The sequence below is a fragment of the Amycolatopsis sp. DSM 110486 genome, assembly GCF_019468465.1.
Lineage (GTDB): Bacteria > Actinomycetota > Actinomycetes > Mycobacteriales > Pseudonocardiaceae > Amycolatopsis.
In genome coordinates this window covers 10,604,564-10,625,532 of the sequence record NZ_CP080519.1, presented here as the reverse complement: position 1 = coordinate 10,625,532, position 20,969 = coordinate 10,604,564, and the positions used below count along the sequence as shown (strand labels likewise).

The window sequence follows — 20,969 nt, the reverse complement described above, 5'->3', positions numbered from 1 at the left end:
CTCAGCGCGGCCGCCCCGGCACGCCTGGCCGGGTCTGCCACGGGTGCGGCCCGTCGAGCGGCCGGTACTCCACCCCCAGCGCGTCGAGCCGCGGCAGGTGGTGCTCTTGCAGCCGCGGCAGAAACTCGGCGAAGTCGCGGGGGCCGGTGCTCCACGCCAGCTCCGCGAACGCACTCAGCCGGGGGAAAGCCGCGTAGTCCACGCGCCGGGCGGTGTCGAGGTGTTCGGTCCAGACCTGGGCCTGGGCGCCGCGCAGGCGGGGACCGGTCAACGCCGGTTCGTATGTGTAGACGTCCTCCAGCGTGCGCAGGTAGCCGACGGCGATGGGCTCGTCCGGGTGGGCGGACTGGCGGTGGTCGAGGTACACGCGGTCTTCCGGGGAGAGCACCACGTCGTGACCCCGCGACGCGGCTAGCTCGCCGCGCGCCTCGTCCTGCCAGGCGCCGATCACCATGGGCGGGAGGTCGTCGATGTCGAGCACCTCGTCCCAGCCGAGCGCCTGCCGGCCGCGCGAAGCCAGGTGCGCGGCGATCTCGCGGACGAACCGGCCGTGGGCCTCGGTCGCGCCCGGCACCTCGTCGCCGCCGAGGCCGATGACCGGCGAGGGGAAGATGTCCAGCACGTGGTCGAACACGGTGCGGAAGAAGTCCAAAGTGGACTCCGAAGGATCCAGCAGCGAGGTGCTGATGCCCCAGGACGTCCACACCTCCCAGTCCGCGTCGGGATCGGGGCCGAGCTTCGGGTACGCGGCGATGGCCGCGCGGGCGTGGCCCGGCACGTCGATCTCCGGCACCACCGTCACGGCCCGCGAAGCCGCGTACGCGACGATCTCCCGCAGGTCGTCGGTGGTGTAGAACCCGCCGTGGGGACGGCCGTCGCGCTCGGGGCCGTCGTGGCGCCCGACCATCGACGAACGCCGCCAGCCGCCGACCGAGGTCAGCCGCGGGAACCGCGGCACCTCGATCCGCCAGCCCTGGTCGTCGGTCAGGTGCAGGTTCAGCACGTTGAGCTTGTGCGCCGCCAGCAGGTCGACGAACCGCAGCACCTCGGCCTTCGTGCGGAAGTGCCGCGCCACGTCGAGCAGGCAGCCGCGCCACCCGAACCGCGGGTGGTCGTCCACCACGCCGCACGGCAGCGTCAGCCCAGTGCGGATCGACGCCGCCCGGAACGCGTCCGGCCCGGCGAGCTGGCGCAGCGTCTGCCGGCCGTACACCTCGCCCGCCGCGTCGGCGACCGCCAGCGTGACGCCGCGCGGCGTGATCGTCAGGCGGTAGCCCTCGGCGGGCAGCTCCGGCGCCGGCCGCACGGTGACCGGCGCCGGCCACGGGCACGCGCCCGGGACCTCCGTGACGGAGACGGGACGGGGGAGCAGAGTGTCGAACCCGGGCATGATCAGCCTTTCACCGCGCCGGACATCCCGGAGACGAGCCGGCGTTGCACCAGCACGAAGAACACCAGCACCGGGATCGTCATGAGGGTGGACGACGCCATCACCGCGCCCCAGTCGGTCTCCTCCGGTTTGAAGAACACCAGGATCGCCTGCGGCAGCGTCTGGTTCTCGGTCTTGGAGATGATGAACGTCTTCGCGAACAGGAAGTCGTTCCACGCGTGGATGAACGCCAGCACGCTCACGGCGACCAAGCCGGGCGCCACCAGCGGGAACAGGATCTGCCAGGTGAAGCGCATCCGTGACGCGCCGTCCAGCTTCGCCGCTTCCTCCAGCTCCGCCGGCACCGCCGCGACGAACCCGCGCAGCATCCAGATCGCGAACGGCAGGCTGAACGCCAGGTGCACCAGCACGAGCGAGCCCAGCTCGTTGAGCCCGAACGCCGGCGCGACCGCGCCGATCTGGCGCATCAGGAAGAACAGCGGGATCGTCAGTGCCTCCACCGGCACCATCTGCGCCACGAGGATCATCACCAGCAGCACCGTGCGCCCGCGGAAGCGGAACCGCGTGAGCGCGACCGCGGACAGGAAGGACAGCAGCAGCGACAGCACCACCACGGCGAGCGCGACCACCAGGCTGTTCACGAAGAACCGGCCGAAGCCCGACACGGTGAGCACCCGCTGGAAGCTGTCGAGCGAAGGTGCGAGCGTCCACGGTTTCGGGTCGGCCGTCTGGATCTCACCCGCCGGCTTGAACGCCGAGAGCACCATCCAGTAGAGCGGGAACGCCACGATCCCGGCCACCACGACCGTGATGATCTCCGCGACGAGCCGGCCCGGCCGACGCACCCGGCGGTGGCCCGTGGTTTTCGAGGAGGACCGCGCACTGATCACAGCCATGCGGTGCTCCGGCGCTGGGACCGGACGTACAGCCCGGTGATCGACAGGAGCAGCACCGTCATCACGACTCCGATCGCCGAGCCGAGGCCGTACTCCTGCCCGGCGAAGGCCTGCTGGTAGGCGTAGACGTTGAGCACGAGGTTGCGCCCCGCCACGCCGCCGCCGTTGGTCATCACGTAGATCTGCGTGAACACCTTGAAGTCCCAGATGATCGACTGGATCGTCGCGATCATCAGCAGCGGCCGCACCATCGGCAGCACGACCGTCCACGTGCTGCGCCACATCGACGCGCCGTCGAGCGACGCGGCCTCGAGGACCTCCTCCGGGATCGCCTTGATCCCGGCGTACATCGTGACCAGCACGAACGGGAACGAGCACCAGACCACCTCGGCCGCCACGAGCCCGAACGCGCCGAAGGTGCCGAACGTCCAGGAGTGGTGCGCCATACCCGTGAAGCCGATGCCCGAGAGCACCTCGTTCACGAGACCGAAGTCGGTGTCGAAGAGAAACAGCCACACGTACGAGCCGGCGATCGCGGGCGTCGACCACGCGCCGAGCGCCGCGAGGAACAGCAGCGTGCGCGGCACCGCGCGCACCCTCGACGCCAGCACCGCCAGCGCCGTGCCGACCACGAGGCTGCCGATCACGCACGCGGCGGCGAACCCGACGGTCTTCGCGAGCACCGTCCAGAACTGCACGTCCTGGAGGAGCGCCGCGTAGTTGTCGAAACCGAGGAACACCAGCGGCGCCGCGCCCGCGGCCTGGGGCTGCCCGTAGTCGTAGAACGAGATCAGCACCAGCTGGTAGATCGGGTACACCAGCAGCGCCGCGAGCAGGATGCCCGCGGGCAGCAGGTACATCAGGGCCGCCCGGCCGTCCCGGCGCCGGCGCGCGCGTCGGGGCGCGACCGGAGCCGGGACGGAGACGGGCAGCTGCTGGGTGACCATCAGCCGAAGTTCTTGTTCATCGCCGCCGTGGCGTCGGCGAGCGCCCCGTCCACGTCCTTGCCGCCGGTCGCGATCTGCTGGACGGCGGTGGGCAGCACGTTCTGGCTGTCGATCTTCGACCAGCCGGGCGTGCTCGGCACGAACTTCGTGCCGGCGGCGAGGGTGTCCACGAACGGCTTGAGCGTCGGGTCGCTCGCCGCGAGCTTCTTCTGCACGCTCTCCAGCGTGGGCAGGTTGCCCATGGCGTTGTACATCTTCTCCTGGTACTTCGCCCCGGCCAGCAGCTCCGCGAACTGCACGGCGAGCCCGTGGCGCTTGCTCGCGCCGAACACACCCAGCAGGTTGCCGCCGGCGAACGCGGGCGCGACCGAGCCCGGGGTGGTGCCCGGCAGCGGGACCACGGCGTACTTGCCCTTCACCGCGCCCTGCTCCACGGCCTTGCGGTTGAAGTCACCGCCGATGGTCATCCCGGCCTTGCCGCCGGCGAACGCGGTCACGCTCTGCGTGCCGGTGAGGTTCGCGCACGCGGCGGGCGGGCAGATGTCGTCCTTGAGCAGGTTCGCGTACGCGGTGATGCCGGCCTTCGCCTGAGCGGATTCCACAGTGGACGTCCACTTGCCACCGTCGGACTTGGCCACGTCACCACCGTTGGCCCAGACGAACGGCAGGAGCGCGTAGGTGTACTTGCCGCCGGTCGAGATGCCGTAGAGGTCGGGCTTGGCGGCGTGGATCTTGCGGGCGTCGTCGGTCAGCTCCGCGAGGGTGGCCGGCGGCTTGAGGCCCAGCTCGGTGAACACGTCGGTCCGGTAGTAGAGAGCGCGGATGCCGGTGTACCAGGGCAGGCCGTAGGTCTTGCCGCCCGACTTCGCGGTGTCGAGCACCGAGGGCAGCAGGTCCTTGCCCTCGCTCCACGACGAGATGTCGCCCGTGAGGTCGCTGAGCGCGCCGGTCTGGGCGTAGCTCGCCACATCGGTGTTGCCGAACTCGGCGACATCCGGGGCGTTCGACGGGTCGTTGAAGGCGCCGGAGAACTTGTCGGCGCGGCCCTCGACCGGCACCCACTGCACGTCGACGTCCACGCCGGCGTGCGCGGCCTTGAACTCGGTGATGGCCTCCTTCACCGCCGCTTCCTTGGGCGCGCGGCTGGCCTCGTCGAACAGCCACACCCGCAGGGTGCCGGTCTGGTCGTCCCCGCCGGCCGCGGCCGGGGCGGACTGCGTGGGTGCGCAGCCGGCCAGGAGGGCCAGCGCCGCGGCGACACTGATGACGGTGGACGGACGACGCACTCTCATCGTTGAGCTCCCAGAGGGTAGGGCCCGCAGGCGACGGACCGGTCGGTCCGCCGCCTGCGGGCAACGCCGGGTCAGGCGAAGAAAACGGAGTTGGCCGACGGCACGGCCAGCGAGCCGGCGACCGCGCCGGGTAGGCCCGTGGCCGGGTCGCGCGGCAGCCAGGTGACGGTGCCCGAACGCTGGTTGGACACGTAGAACCAGCGCTCGTCGGGCGAGAGCGCGAGGTGGCGCGGCCAGTTGCCCCCGGTGTCCACACCGGACATCAGCTTCAGCGTGGTGCCGCCGCCGGAGACCGAGAACGTGGCGATCGTGTTCGGACCGCGCACGGTCGCGTAGACGAACTTCGCGTCCTTCGACACGGCGATCTCACCGGGGAACAGGTCGCCGGTACTGCCGGCCGGCACCGCCGGGACGACCGCGAGCGGCGTGAGCTTGCCCGCCGCCGCGTCCCAGGACAGCACGGTGATCTCCGGCCGCAGCTCCTGCGCGAGGTAGGCGTAGCGGCCGTTCGGGTGGAACGCCAGGTGCCGGGGTCCCGCGCCGGAGGGGAGCTCGACCTGCTGGTGCAGCGCGAGTTTCCCGCTGCCGGTGTCGAGCGAGTACACGTAGACCGAGTCGGCGCCGAGGTCGACCGACAGCACCCACTGGCCGGTCGGGTCGTTCACCACCTGGTGCGCGTGCGCGTCGCGCTCGGCCCCGGTGTGCTGCTGCACGTCGGTGGCCGGGCCGAGCTTGCCGCCCGCCAGGATCGGCAGCACGACCACGCTGCCCGAGCCGTAGTTGGCCGCCAGCACGTACTTCTGGCTGCTGTGCACCGACAGGTGCGTGGGCGCGCTGCCCTTCGACGACACGGAGTTGAGCAGCCTCGGGCTCGTCGCCGTGGTGACGTCGAGCGCGGAGATCGCGCCGTTCGGGTCGCCCTCGTTGGTCACGTAGAGGGTGCGGCCGTCGCGGCTGCGGTCGAACCACGACGCGTCGGGCACGCCCGCGACGGTGCGTACCGGGGTGAGCGCCGGCGCGGTGCCCGTGCGGCCTGTGACGTCGAGGCCGTGTCCGGCCGGTGGGGTGCTGGTGTAGCTGCCGACGTACGCGGTGGTTCCCGCGTCTCGCGGGCACGCGACGGGTGCGGCGCTCGCGAGCTGGGTGCTGAGCACGGTGCCGAGTCCGGCGGCGCCGGCGGCGCCGAGGAACGTGCGACGGGAAAGTCCGGCCATCGAGGTTTCTCCCAACGGTGAGGGGACCAGAAGGTGGTTCAGACCACTGCCATGATCAATGCTGCCACGACGAAGCCGCTGACGGAAAGGACCGTTTCGAGTGCGGTCCACGTTTTCAGCGTCTGGGGCACGGAAAGACCGAAGTAACGCGACACGATCCAGAACCCGCCGTCGTTCACGTGGGAGGCGATGATCGAGCCCGCGGAGATCGCGATCACGATCAGGGCCAGCTGCGGCTGCGAGTAGTGCAGCTCCACCACTGTCGGCGCGACGATGCCGCTCGTGGTCACGATCGCGACCGTCGCCGAGCCCTGCGCGATGCGCATGCCGCAGCTGATGATGTACGCCGCGAAGATCACCGGCAGGCCCGCGTCGCCGAGTGAGCCGGCGACGGCCTTGCCGATGCCGGTCGCCGAGAGCACCGCTCCGAAGAACGAGCCCGCGCCCACCACCAGCAGGATCATCGCGACCGGGCGCAGCGCGTTCGTCGACAGCTGCGCCAGGTCCGCGCCCGTCATGCCGCGCCGGCGGCCCAGCAGCCACGACGCGAGCAGCGTCGCGATCGTCAGCGCGATGGCCGGGGTGCCCAGGAAGGCCGCGACCCCGGCGGCGCCGGAGTTCTTCGGCAGCACGATGCTGCCGAACGTGCCCACGAGGATCAGCACGAGCGGGATCGCGATGATGCCGCTGACCAGGCCGAGCGAAGGCGGGTCTGTGGCTTCGTCCTCATCGTCACCGGCGAGCTTCGCGAATTCCTCGGCGAGCGGCACGTTCACGCGTTTGCCGATCCACGTCGAGTAGAGGATGCCGCCGACGAACCACGCCGGGATGCCGCAGACCGCGCCCATCAGGATGAGCCAGCCGAGGTCCACGTGCAGCAACCCGGCCGCCGCGACCGGGCCGGGGTGCGGCGGGATGAACGCGTGCGTGATCGACAGACCCGCCAGCAGCGGCATCGCGTACAGCACGATCGAACGGCCGCCCTGCTTGGCCGCGGCGTAAACGAGCGGCGCCAGCACGAAGATGCCGATGTCGAAGAACACCGGGATGCCGAAGATCAGGCCGGACAGGCCCATCGCGAGCGGCGCGCGTTTCTCGCCGAAGGAGCGCAGCAGCGCCGAGGTCAGCACGCGGGCGCCACCGGAGCGTTCGAGGATCGACCCCAGCAGCGTGCCGAGGCCGATGATCGCCGTGATGTGCCCGAGGATGCTGCCGAACCCCTTTTCCAGCAAGGAGTCCGACGTTTTCTGCGCGGTGCCGACCAGTGTGCCGACCGGCAGCCCGGCGGCCAGCGCGGTGAGCACGCCCACCACGATCAGCGCGATGAACGGTTCGACCTTGACCTTGATGATGAGCACGAGCAGGACGGCGATCGAAACCGCGGCGAGCGTGAGCAGACCGCCGGTCGTGGTCTGCAGCCAGTGGATCATCGGCCCCTCCCGGGGTGACGAAGGGAATGGCCGGCGAGGGCGCCGGTGGGGTGGGTGTCCTCGATCGCGGCGACGCCGTTCACGAAAACGTGGGAGATCCCCTCGGCGGGCTGCCTCGGGTTTTCGAAGGTGGCGGTGTCGGTGATCGTGGCGGGATCGAACAACACCAGGTCGGCCGCGTACCCGGGGCGCACGAGGCCCCGGTCGGCGAGCCGCAGCCGCCGCGCCGCGCGTCCGGTGAGGTGCGCGACGCAGTCGGCCAGCCCGAGCACGCCCAGTTCACGGACGTAGCGGGCGAGGTACCGGGGGAACGTGCCCCAGGCCCGCGGGTGCGGCCGGTTGCCGACGAGCAGGCCGTCGGAACCGCCGGTGTGCGTGCGGTGGCGCATGATCGCCTGCACGTTCTCCTCGTGGCCGATGTGCATCAGGCACGAGGTGCCGAGGCGCTCGTCGACCAGCGTGGCGAAGTACAGCTCGGCGGGCGTTTTACCTTGTGCCCGCGCGGACTCCGCGACGCTGTGGCCCACGAGGCCGGCGTTGCTCTGCCGGCGCACGCCGTTGATCTCGATGCCGGACCAGTCGATGGGCACGCCGTGCGCGCCGTCCGAGCCGGTCTCCTCGATCTCGACGCGGATCCGCTCACGGCTGTCCGCATCGGACAGTCGCGCGAGAGTCGCGTCGAGCCCGCCCTCGGTGGCCCAGCTCGGCAGCAGCGCCGACAGGTAGGTGGCGCCCGGCAGATACGGGTAGGTGTCGAGGGTGATGTCTCCGCCGGCGTCGAGGGCGTCGTCCAGCAGCTTCAGCAGCTCCGGCGCTTTGCCCTTGTTGACGGAGAAGTTCATCGTGGCGTGCGCGAGGTGCAGCGGGCAGTCCGCGCGGCGCGAAACGTCGACCATCTCGGCGAAGGCCTCCAGCGCGCCCGCGCCGTAGCTGCGGTGGTGAGGGCTGTAGTAGCCGCCATGCGCGCCGACCACGCGGCACAGCTCGACGAGCTCGGCCGTGTCCGCGTACATGCCCGGCGTGTAGGTGAGCCCCGAGGACAGCCCGAAAGCGCCTTCTTCGAGCCCGGTCGCGATCAGCTCTTTCATGCGGTCGAGCTCGGCGTCGGTCGCCGGCCGGTTCTCCCAGCCGACGGCGAGCATCCGGACCGTGCCCTGCGGCACGAGGTAGGCGGCGTTCACGGCGACGCCGCTGTCGAGCCGGTCGAGGTACTCGCCGACCGAGCGCCAGTTCCAGTCGAAGCCGGCCGGGTCGTCGTTCCAGCCGGCGAGCTGCTGGCGCAGGGCTTCGAGCACGGTGTCGTCGACCGGCGCGTACGAGAGGCCGTCCTGGCCGAGCACCTCGGTGGTCACGCCCTGGGAGACCTTCGCGAGATGGTCCGGGTTCGTGAGCAGCTGCAGGTCGGAGTGCGAGTGCATGTCGATGAACCCGGGCGCGAGCACGAGGCCGTCGGCGTCCAGAAGGCGCTTTCCGGTGAGCGAGCCCGGCTCGGCGACCTCGGTGATGCGGTCGCCGGTGACGCCGACGTCGCGGCGGGCCAGCGGGTCGCCGGTGCCGTCCGCGACTTGGGCGCCGCGGAAGACCAGATCCATCAGAACCACGTCCGCACGAAGTCGACGACCGTCTCGCCGTCGGTGTCCACCACCGGCAGCAGCGACCACTTGTCGAACGTCGTGCACGGGTGCGAAAGCCCGAGCCGCACCCAGTCGCCGACCTCGACGGGCGAGCCGGCGGACAGCGCGAGGAACGCGTGCTGGTCGTTCAGCTTCGTCACGGCGTGGCCGGTCAGCTCGGCGTTGACGCCGTTCTTGCGCAGCAGCTGCGGCTCCGGCATACCCTCGTCGTAGGGCAGATCGCGCTTGCCGGCGGTGAGCAGCGCCAGCTCGGGAGTGGGCTTCGAGGTGACCTGCGCCCACGCGTGCAGCGCGGCGTGGAACGGCGCGACGCCGGTCAGGCGTGGGTGCACGCCGAGCGGTGAGATCTCGCGGTAGAAGCCGTCGTCATGAGTCACGTAGGCGCCGCTGCGCAGGATCGGCAGCACATCCATCCCGTCCGGCCACGGTTTCGTGAGCTCCTGGGCCACACGGTCGAAGTACGCGCTCCCGCCGGCCGTCACGTACACCTGGCCTTCGGCGAGCAGGCCCTTTTCCGCGAACGCGATCGCCGAGTCGCGCAGGGTGTCCACATAGGAACTGATCTTGGTCAGGGCGGCGTCGTCGGTGTCGTGCGACAACGCGCCCTCGTAACCGCCGGTGCCGCGCAACCGCAGCGCCGGGCTCTTGGCGATGGCCTCGGCCACGGCCAGCGCGGTCTCGGGGTCGCGCACCCCTGTGCGCCCGCCTGCGCCGCCCAGTTCCACGAGCACGTCGACCGGCCGCGCGCAACCGGCCAGCGCCTCGGTCATCAGCTCGACGCCCCGCACGGAGTCGGCCCAGCACACGAACTCGAACGTCGGATCCGCCGCCAGCTCGGCCGCGAGCCAGCGCAGGCCCGCCGGGTCCACGAGCTGGTTGGCCAGCAGGATCCGCGAGACGCCGAACGCGCGGTAGATCCGCAGGTGCCCGGCGTTGGCGGCGGTGACGCCCCACGCGCCGTGCTCGAGCTGGCGCGCGAACAGCTCGGGCGCCATCGTGGTCTTGCCGTGCGGCGCGAGCGCGATCCCGTGCCCGTCACACCACGCGGCCATGGTGGCGAGGTTGTGCTCCAGCGCCGCGGCGTCGAGCACCACGAACGGGCCGAAGAAGCCGTCGGCGAACAGGTTCGCGCGCCGGGCCGCGGCCTCGTCGAGGGTGAGCCCGGCCAGCGCGGGCGCGATCGAGCGGAAGCGCCAGTCGATCTTCTCGTCCCGGCCTGCGCGGACGGCGGCGGCCAGGGCGGCGTGCTCGGAGCTGTTCATCGATTCAGACCTCGTGGACCGAATATGGTTGCGTATAGTGCAACGGGCGTTGCGCAAAATGCGCGACATAGGTGTAGCATCCGGTTCGCCACAGGTCAACGGGGTGACGGAACAGGGAGAAAGTCAGTGACGAGCCCGCCCGAGGTGCTCTGCATCGGCGAGTCGATGGCCCTGTTCGTGCCGGCCGAACCCGGCCCACCCGAACAGGTGCGCAGCTGGCTGCGCACCTTCGGCGGCGCCGAGTCGAATGTCGCGTGCCACCTGCCCGCGCTCGGTGTTCCGAGCGCGTGGGTGAGCGCGGTCGGCGACGACCCGTTCGGCCGCGCGCTGGTGCGGGAGATCGCTTCGGCCGGCGTCGACGTGAGCGGTGTCGAGATCGATCTGGCGCGTCCGACGGGCCTGTACGTCAAGGAAAGCGGCGCCCAGGGAAGCCCGGTGCGTTATTACCGCACCGGTTCGGCCGCCTCGGCGCTCGGACCGGACCTCGTGAGCCGGCTGCACCTCGGCGGCGTGCGCGTGCTGCACCTGTCCGGGATCACGCCCGCGTTGTCGGCCAGTTGCCTCGCGCTCGTGCGCGCGGTGCTGGAGGCCCCGCGCGGCGAGCGGCTCGTGTCGTTCGACGTCAACCACCGGCCGGCGCTGGGACAGGACCTCTCCGTGCTCGCGGAGCTGGCCGGGCGCGCCGACCTCGTGCTCACCGGCGACGACGAGGCCGAACGCGTGTGGGGGACCGGTGACCCCGCGCGGCTGCGGAAGCTGCTGCCCGGGCCACGCACCCTCGTGGTGAAGCACGGCGAACGCGGCGCGACGCTCGTCGAAGGCGAGGCGGCGCCGGTGTTCGAACCCGCGCTGCGCGTGGACGTGATCGAGCCGGTCGGTGCGGGCGACGCGTTCGCGGCCGGGTTCCTCGCCGCCACCCTGCGCGGCGCCGACCCGTCGACCCGGCTGCGCCGCGGGCACCTGCAGGCCGCCGCGACCCTGCTGACCCACGACGACGTCGGCGTGCCCCTGCCCGCCCCTGTGGTGGATACGCTGCTGCGCGCGGACGCCGAAGAGTGGAGCGCGGCCCGCCTGACGGGAGAGGGTGTGGTGGTGAGGTGAGCCAGAGCCTGGACCGGGCGCTGACCGTGCTGGCCGGGCTCGCCCGCGGCGCGAAGACGCTGGACGAGCTCGCCGAGGAGATCGGCGTGCACAAGACGACCGTGCTGCGGCTGTTGCGCACACTCGAGTCGCACCACTTCGTGCGCCGCGAGGGAACCCGCCACTACCGCCTCGGCAGCGCGCTGTTCGACCTCGCGAACCAGGCGCTGGAAGACCACGACGTGCGCCGCAGCTCCCACGACTCGCTCGCGGCGCTCAACATCCGCACCGGGCACACCGTGCACCTCGCGTCCTATGAGGACGGCGAAGTCGTCTACATCGACAAGTTCGAAGGCCATCACTCCGTGCGGATGTACTCCCGCATCGGCAAACGCGCGCCCCTGCACTGCACCGCCGTCGGCAAGGTGCTCGTGGCCGCGATGCCGCGGGCGCGGCGCGAGGAGATCGCGCGTTCGCTGGACTACGTGGTGCTCACGCCGAACACGATCACCTCACCCGAGGCGTACTTGGCGGAACTGGAGAAGGTCGCCGAACGCGGTTACGCCGTGGACAACGCCGAGCACGAGGACTTCATCCACTGCATCGCGGCCCCCGTGCGCGGCGCGGGCGGCGAGGTGCTGGCCGCGGCGTCGATGTCGGTGCCGAAGGTGCTGCTGGACTACGACGGCCTGCTCGCGCTCGTGCCCGAGCTGAGGGCCGCCACCGACGAGGCTTCCGTCCACAGTGGATGGACGGGGAACGGAAAGGGGTAATGATGGGCAAGACGGCGATCACGACCGAGAACGCGCCGAAGCCGCCGGCGAAGTTCTCGCAGGCCGTCCGCAAGGGCAACATCCTGCAGGTCGCGGGCACGGTCGCGTTCGACCCCGCGACCGGCGCGGTCGTCGGCGACGACATCGCGACGCAGACGCGGCAGGTGTCCAAGAACATCGAGGCCCTGCTCACCGAGGCCGGTTCGGGCTGGGCCGACGCGGTGATGGTGCGCGTGTACCTCACCGACACGAGCCACTTCGCACCGTTCAACGAGGTCTACAACGAGCTGATCGGCGACGGCCCGCACTCGGCTCGCACCACGGTCTACGTCGGCCTGCCCGCCGGTCTCCTCGTGGAGATCGACGTGCTCTGCGTGCTCGACTGAGTTCGGTGCACTGAGTTTTGCCGGGTTCGCCTGGGCTCGCCGGGGTGGCTGGCCCAGGCGCCCGGGTCAGCCCAGCACGCTCGTGTAGGCGTTGATCGCCGGCTGGCCGCCGAGGTGCGCGTAGAGCACATTCGACTCGCGGGGGATCTCACCGGAGCGGACGAGATCGATGAGCCCGGCCATGGACTTCCCCTCGTACACGGGGTCGGTGATCATGCCCTCGAGCCGCGCCGCCGTGCGGATCGCGTCCAGTGTGGACTCGTCGGGGATGCCGTAGACGCCGGCGTGGTAGCGCTCGTCGAGGAGCACGTCGCCGATGCCGGGTGCGCCGATGAGCTCCGCGGTGTTCTTGGCGATGCGGGTGATCTGCTCGCGCGTCTCTGCGGGCTTGGCCGACGCGTCGATCCCGAGGATCCGGCGGGGTTGTCCGCTCAGCGCGGCGCCCGCCACCATCCCGGCCTGAGTGCTCCCGGTGACCGAGCAGACCACCACGGTGTCGAAGAAAACGCCGAGCTCGCGCTCCTGTTCTTCCAGCTCCGCGACCCAGCCCGCGAAGCCGAGCCCGCCCAGCGGGTGGTCGGACGCGCCGGCCGGAATCGCGTACGGCTTCCCGCCGCCGTCCTGGACCTCCGCGAGGACCTGCTCCCAGCTCTCCTTGAAGCCGATGCCGAAGCCGGCCTCGACAAGCCGCACGTCGGCGCCCAGGATCCGCGACAGCTGGATGTTGCCGACCTTGTCGTGCAGCGGGTCGTGCCAGTCGACCCAGCTTTCCTGCACCAGCACGGCTTTCAGGCCCGCGCGGGCCGCGGCCGCGGCGACCTGACGGGTGTGGTTGGACTGCACGCCGCCGATGGAGACGAGCGTGTCGGCGCCCTGGGCGAGCGCGTCGGCCACGAGGTACTCGAGCTTGCGGGTTTTGTTTCCGCCGTAGGCGAGACCGGAGTTGAGGTCTTCGCGTTTGGCCCACACGGCCGCGCCGCCGAGGTGCTCGGTGAGGCGGTCGAGCCGGTGGATCGGCGACGGGCCGATCATCAGCGGGAAACGCGGGAAGTCGGCGAGGCTCACGGGGTCTCCAGGGTTTCGGCTGTTTCCAGGCTGGCTTCGAGGTCGGACCAGATGGTCGAGGTGACGGCGGCGGCGGTTTCGGCGTCTCCGGCTTCGATCGCGTCGACGAGTTCGGTGTGCCGCCGGATCGAGCGGTGCGCGGGAAGGGAGCTGAAGCGCGCGTACTCGAGCCGGCGCAGCAGCGGGGTGTAGCGCTCGAGCGTCGCGGCGACGGCGCGGTTGCCGCACGCGCGTACGGGCACGTCGTGCAGTTCGTCGTCGGCGGCGATCGCCGCGGCGACGTCACCCGAACCGACCGCTGCGGCGAAGCGCTCGTTGGCCGCGCGCATAGCGGCGGCCTGCTCGGTGCCGAGCCGGGGAAGGGCCTGGCGGATGGCGAACTCGTGCAGCGCGCGGACGAGCTGAACGGCGTCGCGCACCTCGTCGCCCGCGATCGCGGCCACGCGTGTGTAGCTCTGCGGCTTGGACTCGACGAGCCCGTCGCCGGCCAGGCGCAGCAAGGCTTGGCGCACGGGAGCGCGCGACAGGCCGAGCTCTTCGGCCAGGTCGGCGTCGCGCAGCGGGGTGCCGGGCGCGAGGCTGCCGTCGATGATGGCCTGGCGGATGCGGTCGTAGGCCTCGTCGCGCAGCAGCGGCCGGGTGACTTTGGGAAGCGGACTCACATCTAACATGTTAGATGTCTTTCGAGCTGTTCGACAAGGCCTTCGGGACTCCGGGACGACGAAGGCCCGTCCGCGGGGTGGCGGACGGGCCTCGGAAGCGACGGTCAGTAGACCGGGCCGGTGTACTTCTCGCCCGGGCCCTGGCCCGGCGCGTCGGGGACGGCGGAAGCTTCGCGGAACGCCTTCTGCAGCGACTGCAACCCGTCGCGCAGCGGGCCGGCGTGCAGGCCCAGGTACTCTACGGACGACGTGATGAGCCCGGCCAGCGCCGTGATGAGCCGGCGCGCCTCGTCGAGGTCGCGGTGGGGCGAGGTGTCCGGGTCGGCGTCGGCCAGGCCCAGGCGTTCGGCGGCGGCCGACATCAGCATCACGGCCGCGCGGCTGATCACCTCGACGCTCGGGATGTCCTCAAGGTCGCGGACGTCCGGGGAGTAGGGGGGCTGATGGGGGGAATACGGGGGCTGCGGCGAAGGTTGTTCTGACACGTCTGGTACCCTTCCACGAGCGACCAGCCCCTGAGGAATCGGGGGCGGCAAGTGGAGCCCCGCTCCCACCCGCGTCACCGCTTCAGGTGTCCGGGTCCGGTCTCGCCGAAGTGGTGGATGTCGGTACATCTGTCATTTCGGCGAAGCGTTCGATCCTGGTGATCGGGCGCGATCGGAGACAGAGCGGGCCCCGTGAACCGGCAGGATGCCGGAGACGGGGCCTGAGTCATGTGGGCACCAGGTCGAGAAGAGAAGTAGTCACTCGGACCAAGGAGGCCCCATCAGCTCCGAGACACGCATCAACGAACGTATCCGGGTGCCGGAAGTCCGGCTCGTCGGACCCAACGGCGAGCAGGTCGGCATCGTCCGGATCGAAGATGCGCTGCGGCTGGCACAGGAGAACGATCTCGACCTCGTCGAGGTCGCGCCTCAGGCCCGCCCGCCCGTATGCAAGCTCATGGACTTCGGCAAGTTCAAGTACGAGAGCGCGCAGAAGGCCCGCGAGTCCCGCCGCAACCAGCAGTTGACCGTCATCAAGGAACAGAAGCTGCGTCCGAAGATCGACCAGCACGACTACGAGACCAAGAAGGGTCACGTGTCGCGGTTCCTGGCGGCAGGCAACAAGGTCAAGGTCACGATCATGTTCCGCGGTCGCGAGCAGTCCCGGCCGGAGCTCGGTTTCCGGCTGCTGCAGAAGCTGGCCGACGACGTGACCGAGCTGGGCTTCGTCGAATCGTCGCCCAAGCAGGACGGTCGCAACATGATCATGGTGCTGGCCCCGCACAAGAACGTGAAGCCCAAGGCCGTCAAGGCCGAGGCCGAGGTGCCCGAGGCGTAACGCCTCCCGCAGCGCCGACCAGCACAGTCAGCGGCACACCGGGGGACCGGTGTGCCGCCGCACGGAAGAGGACAGAACAACCATGCCGAAGATGAAGACGCACAGCGGTACGTCCAAGCGGATCCGCGTGACGGGCACGGGCAAGCTGCGCCGCCAGAAGGCCGGCCGCCGGCACCTGATGGAGAAGAAGTCCAACCGCCTCACCCGCCGTCTCGAGGGCACCACGGAGCTCTCCAAGACCGAGGCCGGCCGGGTCAAGCGCCTGCTCGGGATCTGACTCTCCCCGTACTCGCACCACATCACTCCGGGGTCTCCGCGCCCCCTGAAACCGACAGGATGGACCAGTGGCACGCGTCAAGCGGGCGGTCAACGCCCAGAAGAAGCGTCGCGCAACTCTCGAACTGGCCAGCGGCTACCGCGGCCAGCGTTCGCGGCTGTACCGCAAGGCCAAGGAGCAGACGCTTCACTCGCTCAACTACGCCTACCGCGACCGCCGCGCGCGCAAGGGTGACTTCCGCCAGCTGTGGATCACCCGTATCAACGCGGCCGCTCGGGCCAACGGCGTGACCTACAACCGGTTCATCCAGGGCCTCAAGGTCGCCGGTGTCGAGGTCGACCGCAAGATCCTCGCGGACCTCGCGGTCAACGACGCTGCCGCCTTCACGGCGCTCGCCGAGCTCGCCAAGGCGAACGTCAACACCGGCGAAGCGAAGTCGGCCTGACCGGCAGTTTTCCGCGACCCGGGGCGGTCCCGTTCACCGAACGGACCCCCCGGGTCGTTGCTGCGCGCAAACTGACGCGCCGCGCGGAACGCGAAAAGACCGGCCGCTTCCTGGCTGAGGGCGTCAACGCCGTCGAGGCCGCTTTGGCCCACGGCACCGTTTTCGAGCTGTTCGCCACGGAACGCGCGGCTTCGGCGCACCCCGAGTTGATGACCGCCGCCTCCTCGGCGGGTGTGGCCGTTTCGCTCATCACCGACCGCGCCGCCGACGGCCTGTCGGAAACCGTGACCCCGCAAGGCCTCGTGGCCGTGTGCGCCCTGGTCGACCGTCCACTCTCGACGGTGCTGACCGGTGCTCGACTGGTGGTCGTCCTGGTGGACGTCGCCGAACCCGGCAACGCCGGCACCGTGATCCGCGTCGCCGACGCCGCGGGCGCCGACGCCGTGATCCTTGCGGGCGACACCGTCGACCCCCACAACGGCAAGAGCGTCCGCGCCGCCGCCGGCAGCACCTTCCACGTCCCGCTGGCCCGCGAGCGTGACATCCCGTCGGTGCTTACGTCGCTGAGCGCCGCCGGCCTGCGCACCCTGGCCGCCCACGGCTACGCGGACACTTCGCTCGACGAGATCACGTTCGGTGACCCGGTCGCGTGGATCTTCGGCAATGAGGCGCACGGCCTGTCCCCGGCCGTCCTGTCGGCGGCCGACGCCGCCGTCCGCATCCCGTTGTACGGCAAAGCCGAAAGCCTCAACCTGGCCACGGCGGCCGCTGTCTGCGTGTACACGGCCGCGATGGCCGCGCACCGCTGACCGGCGCCGTCGCGCGCGGCCGATCGCGGCCGGTGCGGAGGCGGGCTCCTTAGCGGAGGGTGAGCGGCCGGGGCCGGTGGCCGATCCCCTAGACTGGGCTGCCCGATGTGCACGTGCGGCTTCCTGCCCGTGCGCTGCCGCTCAACCCGTCCCAGCGGACGCCGAGGAGTCATGTCCGGAGCCACAGACAAGCCGGTCGACGTGCTCGCACCGGAAACCCTGCGTGCGGCGATCAAGGCGGCCGAAGAGGCCTTCGCGGGTGCCACCGACCTGGAGGCGCTCGCCGCCGTCAAGCCGGCGCACCTCGGGGACCAGGCGCCGCTGCTGCTCGCGCGCCGGGCCATCGGCGCGCTGTCCAAGCAGGAGAAGGCCGACGCCGGCAAGCGGGTCAACGAGGCCCGCCAGGCCGTCCAAGCCGCGTTCGACGAGCGCCGCGCGGTGCTGCAGGCCGAGCGGGACGAGCACGTGCTGCGCGAAGAGGCCGTCGACGTCACGCTGCCGTGGGACCAGATCCCGCGCGGCGCCCGGCACCCGATCAGCACCGTGTCCGAGCGCGTGGCCGACGCGTTCATCGCGATGGGCTACGAGGTCGCCGAAGGGCCCGAGCTCGAGGCCGAGTGGTTCAACTTCGATGCGCTGAACTTCGGCAAGGACCACCCCGCGCGCCAGCTGCAGGACACGTTCTACGTGGGCGAAGAGGACTCCGGCCTGGTGCTGCGCACGCACACCTCGCCGGTGCAGGCCCGCAGTCTCCTGCACCGCGACCTGCCGGTCTACGTCGTGTGCCCGGGCCGCACCTACCGCACCGACGAGCTGGACTCCACGCACACGCCGGTGTTCACGCAGGTCGAGGGCCTGGCCGTGGACAAGGGCATCACCATGGCCCACCTCAAGGGCACGCTCGACGCGTTCGCGCGCGCGATGTTCGGCGAGAGCTCCAAGACGCGGCTTCGCCCGCACTTCTTCCCCTTCACCGAGCCGTCCGCCGAGGTGGACGTGTGGTTCGAGGAGAAGAAGGGCGGCCCCGGCTGGGTCGAATGGGGCGGCTGCGGCATGGTCAACCCCAACGTGCTGCGCGCGTGCGGCGTCGACCCCGAGGTGTACTCGGGCTTCGCGTTCGGCATGGGCATCGAGCGGACCCTGCAGTTCCGCAACGGCATCCCGGACATGCGCGACATGGTCGAAGGCGACGTCCGGTTCACCCTTCCCTTCGGAACGGAGGCGTAGTGCGAGTCCCGGTGAGCTGGCTGACCGAGCACCTCGACGTGGGTGACGAGGTCACGCCCCAGGACCTGGCCGACGCCTTCGTGCGGATCGGGATCGAGGTCGACGAGCTGAGCGAGCTCGGCCCCGTGACCGGCCCGCTCGTGGTCGGGCGCGTCGCCGAAATCGAGGAGCTGACGGGCTTCAAGAAGCCGGTGCGGTTCTGCCGCGTCGAGGTCGGCGAGGAGCCGGAGTCCGAAGAGGACACCGCCGCGTCCGATGAGGACGACGACGAGGACGACGACGAAGGCCCCATCGAGAACGAGGGCCCCCACGGCATCAAGACCCGCGGCATCGTGTGCGGTGCCGCCAACTTCGCCGAGGGCGACCTCGTCGTGGTCGCACTGCCGGGCGTCGTGCTGCCGGGCGACTTCGAGATCGCCGCGCGCAAGACCTACGGCAAGGTCAGCGACGGCATGATCTGCTCCGCCAAGGAGCTGGGCCTCGGCGAGGACCACAGCGGCATCCTCGTGCTGCCGCCGGGCACCGCGAGCCCTGGCGACGACGCCAAGGAGCTGCTGGGTCTGTCCGACACCGTCATCGAGGTCACGCCGACCCCGGACCGCGGCTACGCGCTGTCGATCCGCGGCCTCGCGCGCGAGCTGTCCAACGCGCTCGACGTGCCCTTCGGCGACCCCGCGAACATCGACATCCCCGAGGCCGAGGGCGACGCGTGGCCGGTGCGGGTCGAGGACCCCGAAGGCTGCCCGCGGTTCGTGCTGCGCCGCGTGAAGGGTCTCGACGCGACGGCGCCGTCGCCCTGGTGGATGCGCCGCCGGCTGATGCTCGCCGGGATCCGGTCGATCTCGCTGGCCGTCGACGTCACCAACTACGTGATGCTCGAACTCGGTCACCCGCTCCACGCGTTCGCGACCACCGCCATCCAGGGCGACCTGGTGGTGCGGCGCGCGAAGACGGGGGAGAAGCTGACCACTTTGGACGACGTCGTGCGCACGCTCGACGCCGACGACATCGTGATCGCCGACGACTCCGGCGTGATCTCGCTCGCGGGCACCATGGGTGGCGCCGGCACGGAGATCACCCCGGAGAGCACCGACGTGCTCCTCGAAGCGGCGCACTGGAACCCCGCGTCGATCAGCCGCACGGCGCGTCGCCACAAGCTGTTCTCCGAGGCGGCCAAGCGCTTCGAGCGCTTCACCGACCCGGGCCTGTGCGCGGCCGCAGTCGAGCTGGCCGCCAGGCTGCTGCGCCAGTACGGCGAGGGCGCCATCCAGCCCGGCCGCACCGACGAGGGCGGCGTCGCGCCGCTGCCGCCGGTCACCATGCCGATCAACCTGCCCGACCAGGTGGCGGGCGTGCGCTACGAGCGCGGCGTCACCGTCCGGCGGCTCACCCAGATCGGCTGCAAGGTCCAGGTGAGCACCAGCGACGCCGGCATCTCCTCGGTCACCGCGAACCCGCCGAGCTGGCGCGCCGACCTCGTGCAGCCCGCCGACCTCGTCGAGGAGGTGCTGCGGCTCGAGGGCTACGAGAGCATCCCGTCGGTTCTGCCTGCGGCGCCCGCGGGCCGTGGCCTCACCGAAGAGCAGAAGCGCCGCCGCGGTGTCGCCCGTGCTCTGGCCGAGGCGGGTTACGTCGAGGTCCTGCCCTTCCCGTTCGTCGGCGACTCGGTGTGGGACTCCTTCGGCCTGCCCGAGGACGACGTGCGCCGCAAGACCGTCCGCGTGCGCAACCCGCTCGAAGCCGACCACGACCGCATGTCGACGACGCTCCTGCCCGGCCTGCTCGACACGCTGCAGCGCAACGTGTCCCGCGGCATGAAGGACGTCTCGCTCTTCCACATCGGCCAGGTCGTGCTGCCGAAGCCGCACCAGCTGAAGGTGCCGGACCTCGGCGTCGAGCACCGGCCGAGCGACGAAGAGCTTGCCGTGCTGGAAGCCGCCGTGCCCGCCCAGCCCGTGCACGTCGCCGTCGTGCTCACCGGCCTGCGCCGCCGCGCCGGCTGGTGGGGGAAGGGCGAGCCGGCCGGCTGGGCCGACGCCGTCGAGGCCGCCCGCCTGGTGGCCGAGGCCGCCGGCGTGGAGCTCACGGTGCAGGCGGCCGACCTCCCGCCGTGGCACCCGGGCCGCTGCGCCCAGCTGCGCGTGGGCGACTGGCCGGTGGGCCACGCGGGCGAGCTGCACCCCAAGGTCGTCGAGGCCCTGGGCCTGCCGCCGCGCACCGTCGCCATGGAGCTCGACCTCGACGCCATCCCGCTGCCGGACTCCCGCCCGGCACCGAGGGTCTCGGCCTACCCGCCGGTGCTGCTCGACGTCGCCCTGGTCGCCGGCTCCGACGTCCCGTCCGCCGACCTCGCCGAGGTCCTACGCTCGGGCGCCGGTGAGCTCCTCGAAGACATCGCGCTCTTCGACGTCTACACCGGCACTCAGATCGGCGAAGGCAAGCAGTCCCTGGCCTACAAGCTCCGCTTCCGGGCCCCGGACCGCACCCTGACGGTCGACGAAGCCACCAAGGCCCGCGACGCCGCCGTCTCCGCCGCCGGCGACCGCTTCGGAGCGACGCTGCGGGCTTGACCCCCGCAGCACCACCTGACCGATCTCGGTCCAGTGGGCCGGAGACACCGCCTCGCCGCGGAGTTTCCGGCCCACTGCCGTTTCTCCGCCGCCGGCTCTCCACTGTCGGCTCTCCACTCGGTGCCGGCTCCGGGCGCTGGCCGCTGGCGCCTGCCCCGGTGCCGGTCTCGGGTGACTGCCGCGGCTGCTTGCCGCGAACGGCCATCCCGGTTGCTGTGCGCGGCCGCCCCGGGGTGCCGGTCTCGGGCGCTCACCCAGGTGCCCGCCTCAGGTCGCTGCCCCGGGCC

General features: G+C 71.1%; 20 protein-coding genes. 9 read left to right on the top strand and 11 right to left on the bottom strand.

Features of this window, described 5'->3' with window-relative positions:
• Position 1: 1 nt before the first annotated feature.
• The 8 genes from K1T34_RS51150 to K1T34_RS51115 all read right to left on the bottom strand — a co-directional run bounded on the left by K1T34_RS51150 (position 2) and on the right by K1T34_RS51115 (position 10,065).
• On the bottom strand, positions 2-1,390 hold the full coding sequence (locus K1T34_RS51150; protein ID WP_220241974.1) for a beta-N-acetylhexosaminidase: 1,389 nt from the start codon (positions 1,388-1,390) through the stop codon (positions 2-4).
• A 2-nt stretch (positions 1,391-1,392) separates the two neighbouring features.
• Positions 1,393-2,286: a carbohydrate ABC transporter permease gene (locus K1T34_RS51145; protein ID WP_220241973.1), complete on the bottom strand. Its 894-nt coding sequence runs from the start codon at positions 2,284-2,286 to the stop codon at positions 1,393-1,395.
• On the bottom strand, positions 2,277-3,233 hold the full coding sequence (locus tag K1T34_RS51140) for a carbohydrate ABC transporter permease (protein WP_220241972.1): 957 nt from the start codon (positions 3,231-3,233) through the stop codon (positions 2,277-2,279). The genes K1T34_RS51145 and K1T34_RS51140 overlap by 10 nt, the downstream gene beginning before the upstream one ends.
• Positions 3,233-4,525, bottom strand: a complete 1,293-nt coding sequence (locus K1T34_RS51135) for an extracellular solute-binding protein (RefSeq protein WP_220241971.1) — start codon at positions 4,523-4,525, stop codon at positions 3,233-3,235. Before K1T34_RS51135 ends, K1T34_RS51140 begins: the two co-directional genes overlap by 1 nt.
• A gap of 71 nt (positions 4,526-4,596) precedes the next feature.
• On the bottom strand, positions 4,597-5,739 hold the full coding sequence (locus K1T34_RS51130; RefSeq protein WP_220241970.1) for a lactonase family protein: 1,143 nt from the start codon (positions 5,737-5,739) through the stop codon (positions 4,597-4,599).
• A 38-nt stretch (positions 5,740-5,777) separates the two neighbouring features.
• Positions 5,778-7,169, bottom strand: a complete 1,392-nt coding sequence (locus tag K1T34_RS51125) for a GntP family permease (RefSeq protein ID WP_220241969.1) — start codon at positions 7,167-7,169, stop codon at positions 5,778-5,780.
• Complete coding sequence (locus tag K1T34_RS51120) at positions 7,166-8,761, bottom strand: amidohydrolase family protein (protein ID WP_220241968.1); 1,596 nt, start codon at positions 8,759-8,761, stop codon at positions 7,166-7,168. Before K1T34_RS51120 ends, K1T34_RS51125 begins: the two co-directional genes overlap by 4 nt.
• Positions 8,761-10,065: an amino acid deaminase gene (locus K1T34_RS51115; RefSeq protein WP_220241967.1), complete on the bottom strand. Its 1,305-nt coding sequence runs from the start codon at positions 10,063-10,065 to the stop codon at positions 8,761-8,763. Before K1T34_RS51115 ends, K1T34_RS51120 begins: the two co-directional genes overlap by 1 nt.
• A gap of 126 nt (positions 10,066-10,191) precedes the next feature.
• Between K1T34_RS51115 and K1T34_RS51110 the strand changes: the two genes are divergently transcribed.
• Genes K1T34_RS51110 through K1T34_RS51100 form a run of 3 tightly spaced genes read left to right on the top strand, consistent with a single transcriptional unit; the run spans position 10,192 to position 12,304 of the window.
• Positions 10,192-11,166 carry a sugar kinase gene (locus tag K1T34_RS51110; RefSeq protein WP_255638177.1) on the top strand — a complete coding sequence of 325 codons (975 nt, stop codon included), beginning with the start codon at positions 10,192-10,194 and terminating at the stop codon, positions 11,164-11,166.
• Positions 11,163-11,918, top strand: coding sequence for an IclR family transcriptional regulator (locus tag K1T34_RS51105; protein WP_220241965.1), 756 nt, complete (start codon positions 11,163-11,165; stop codon positions 11,916-11,918). The genes K1T34_RS51110 and K1T34_RS51105 overlap by 4 nt, the downstream gene beginning before the upstream one ends.
• A 2-nt stretch (positions 11,919-11,920) precedes the next feature.
• Entirely contained in the window at positions 11,921-12,304 is a 384-nt protein-coding gene (locus K1T34_RS51100) for a RidA family protein (RefSeq protein ID WP_220241964.1), read from the top strand.
• Between the two features lie 66 nt (positions 12,305-12,370).
• Here the strand turns inward: K1T34_RS51100 and K1T34_RS51095 are convergent, their stop codons facing one another.
• The 3 genes from K1T34_RS51095 to K1T34_RS51085 all read right to left on the bottom strand — a co-directional run bounded on the left by K1T34_RS51095 (position 12,371) and on the right by K1T34_RS51085 (position 14,516).
• Positions 12,371-13,369 carry a 1-aminocyclopropane-1-carboxylate deaminase gene (locus K1T34_RS51095; protein WP_220241963.1) on the bottom strand — a complete coding sequence of 333 codons (999 nt, stop codon included), beginning with the start codon at positions 13,367-13,369 and terminating at the stop codon, positions 12,371-12,373.
• Positions 13,366-14,031, bottom strand: coding sequence for a GntR family transcriptional regulator (locus K1T34_RS51090; RefSeq protein ID WP_370643586.1), 666 nt, complete (start codon positions 14,029-14,031; stop codon positions 13,366-13,368). Before K1T34_RS51090 ends, K1T34_RS51095 begins: the two co-directional genes overlap by 4 nt.
• Before the next feature lie 104 nt (positions 14,032-14,135).
• Positions 14,136-14,516, bottom strand: a complete 381-nt coding sequence (locus K1T34_RS51085; RefSeq protein WP_220241961.1) for a DUF1844 domain-containing protein — start codon at positions 14,514-14,516, stop codon at positions 14,136-14,138.
• A gap of 205 nt (positions 14,517-14,721) precedes the next feature.
• Between K1T34_RS51085 and infC the strand changes: the two genes are divergently transcribed.
• From infC to pheT, 6 genes are all read left to right on the top strand, one after another.
• Entirely contained in the window at positions 14,722-15,354 is a 633-nt protein-coding gene (gene infC / locus K1T34_RS51080) for a translation initiation factor IF-3 (RefSeq protein WP_220241960.1), read from the top strand.
• An 82-nt stretch (positions 15,355-15,436) separates the two neighbouring features.
• Positions 15,437-15,631, top strand: a complete 195-nt coding sequence (gene rpmI / locus K1T34_RS51075; RefSeq protein WP_220241959.1) for a 50S ribosomal protein L35 — start codon at positions 15,437-15,439, stop codon at positions 15,629-15,631.
• A gap of 67 nt (positions 15,632-15,698) precedes the next feature.
• Positions 15,699-16,076: a 50S ribosomal protein L20 gene (gene rplT / locus K1T34_RS51070; protein ID WP_220241958.1), complete on the top strand. Its 378-nt coding sequence runs from the start codon at positions 15,699-15,701 to the stop codon at positions 16,074-16,076.
• The gene (locus K1T34_RS51065; protein ID WP_220247852.1) at positions 16,073-16,885 is read left to right on the top strand and encodes an RNA methyltransferase; all 813 of its coding nucleotides are present in this window, start codon (positions 16,073-16,075) and stop codon (positions 16,883-16,885) included. The genes rplT and K1T34_RS51065 overlap by 4 nt, the downstream gene beginning before the upstream one ends.
• Before the next feature lie 171 nt (positions 16,886-17,056).
• On the top strand, positions 17,057-18,112 hold the full coding sequence (pheS, locus tag K1T34_RS51060; RefSeq protein WP_220241957.1) for a phenylalanine--tRNA ligase subunit alpha: 1,056 nt from the start codon (positions 17,057-17,059) through the stop codon (positions 18,110-18,112).
• On the top strand, positions 18,112-20,682 hold the full coding sequence (pheT, locus tag K1T34_RS51055) for a phenylalanine--tRNA ligase subunit beta (RefSeq protein WP_220241956.1): 2,571 nt from the start codon (positions 18,112-18,114) through the stop codon (positions 20,680-20,682). The genes pheS and pheT overlap by 1 nt, the downstream gene beginning before the upstream one ends.
• The last annotated feature ends 287 nt before the right edge of the window (positions 20,683-20,969 follow it).

What these genes read in the sequence shown, in the direction of transcription:
- K1T34_RS51115 (WP_220241967.1), bottom strand. Translation starts at nt 10,065, where the DNA reads ATGAACAGCTCCGAGCACGCCGCCCTGGCCGCCGCCGTCCGCGCAGGC.
- K1T34_RS51125 (WP_220241969.1), bottom strand. Translation starts at nt 7,169, where the DNA reads ATGATCCACTGGCTGCAGACCACGACCGGCGGTCTGCTCACGCTCGCC.
- K1T34_RS51100 (WP_220241964.1), top strand. Translation starts at nt 11,921, where the DNA reads ATGGGCAAGACGGCGATCACGACCGAGAACGCGCCGAAGCCGCCGGCG.
- rpmI (WP_220241959.1), top strand. Translation starts at nt 15,437, where the DNA reads ATGCCGAAGATGAAGACGCACAGCGGTACGTCCAAGCGGATCCGCGTG.
- K1T34_RS51135 (WP_220241971.1), bottom strand. Translation starts at nt 4,525, where the DNA reads ATGAGAGTGCGTCGTCCGTCCACCGTCATCAGTGTCGCCGCGGCGCTG.
- pheS (WP_220241957.1), top strand. Translation starts at nt 17,057, where the DNA reads ATGTCCGGAGCCACAGACAAGCCGGTCGACGTGCTCGCACCGGAAACC.
- infC (WP_220241960.1), top strand. Translation starts at nt 14,722, where the DNA reads ATGCCGGAGACGGGGCCTGAGTCATGTGGGCACCAGGTCGAGAAGAGA.
- K1T34_RS51120 (WP_220241968.1), bottom strand. Translation starts at nt 8,761, where the DNA reads ATGGATCTGGTCTTCCGCGGCGCCCAAGTCGCGGACGGCACCGGCGAC.
- K1T34_RS51150 (WP_220241974.1), bottom strand. Translation starts at nt 1,390, where the DNA reads ATGCCCGGGTTCGACACTCTGCTCCCCCGTCCCGTCTCCGTCACGGAG.
- K1T34_RS51140 (WP_220241972.1), bottom strand. Translation starts at nt 3,233, where the DNA reads ATGGTCACCCAGCAGCTGCCCGTCTCCGTCCCGGCTCCGGTCGCGCCC.
- K1T34_RS51130 (WP_220241970.1), bottom strand. Translation starts at nt 5,739, where the DNA reads ATGGCCGGACTTTCCCGTCGCACGTTCCTCGGCGCCGCCGGCGCCGCC.
- K1T34_RS51145 (WP_220241973.1), bottom strand. Translation starts at nt 2,286, where the DNA reads ATGGCTGTGATCAGTGCGCGGTCCTCCTCGAAAACCACGGGCCACCGC.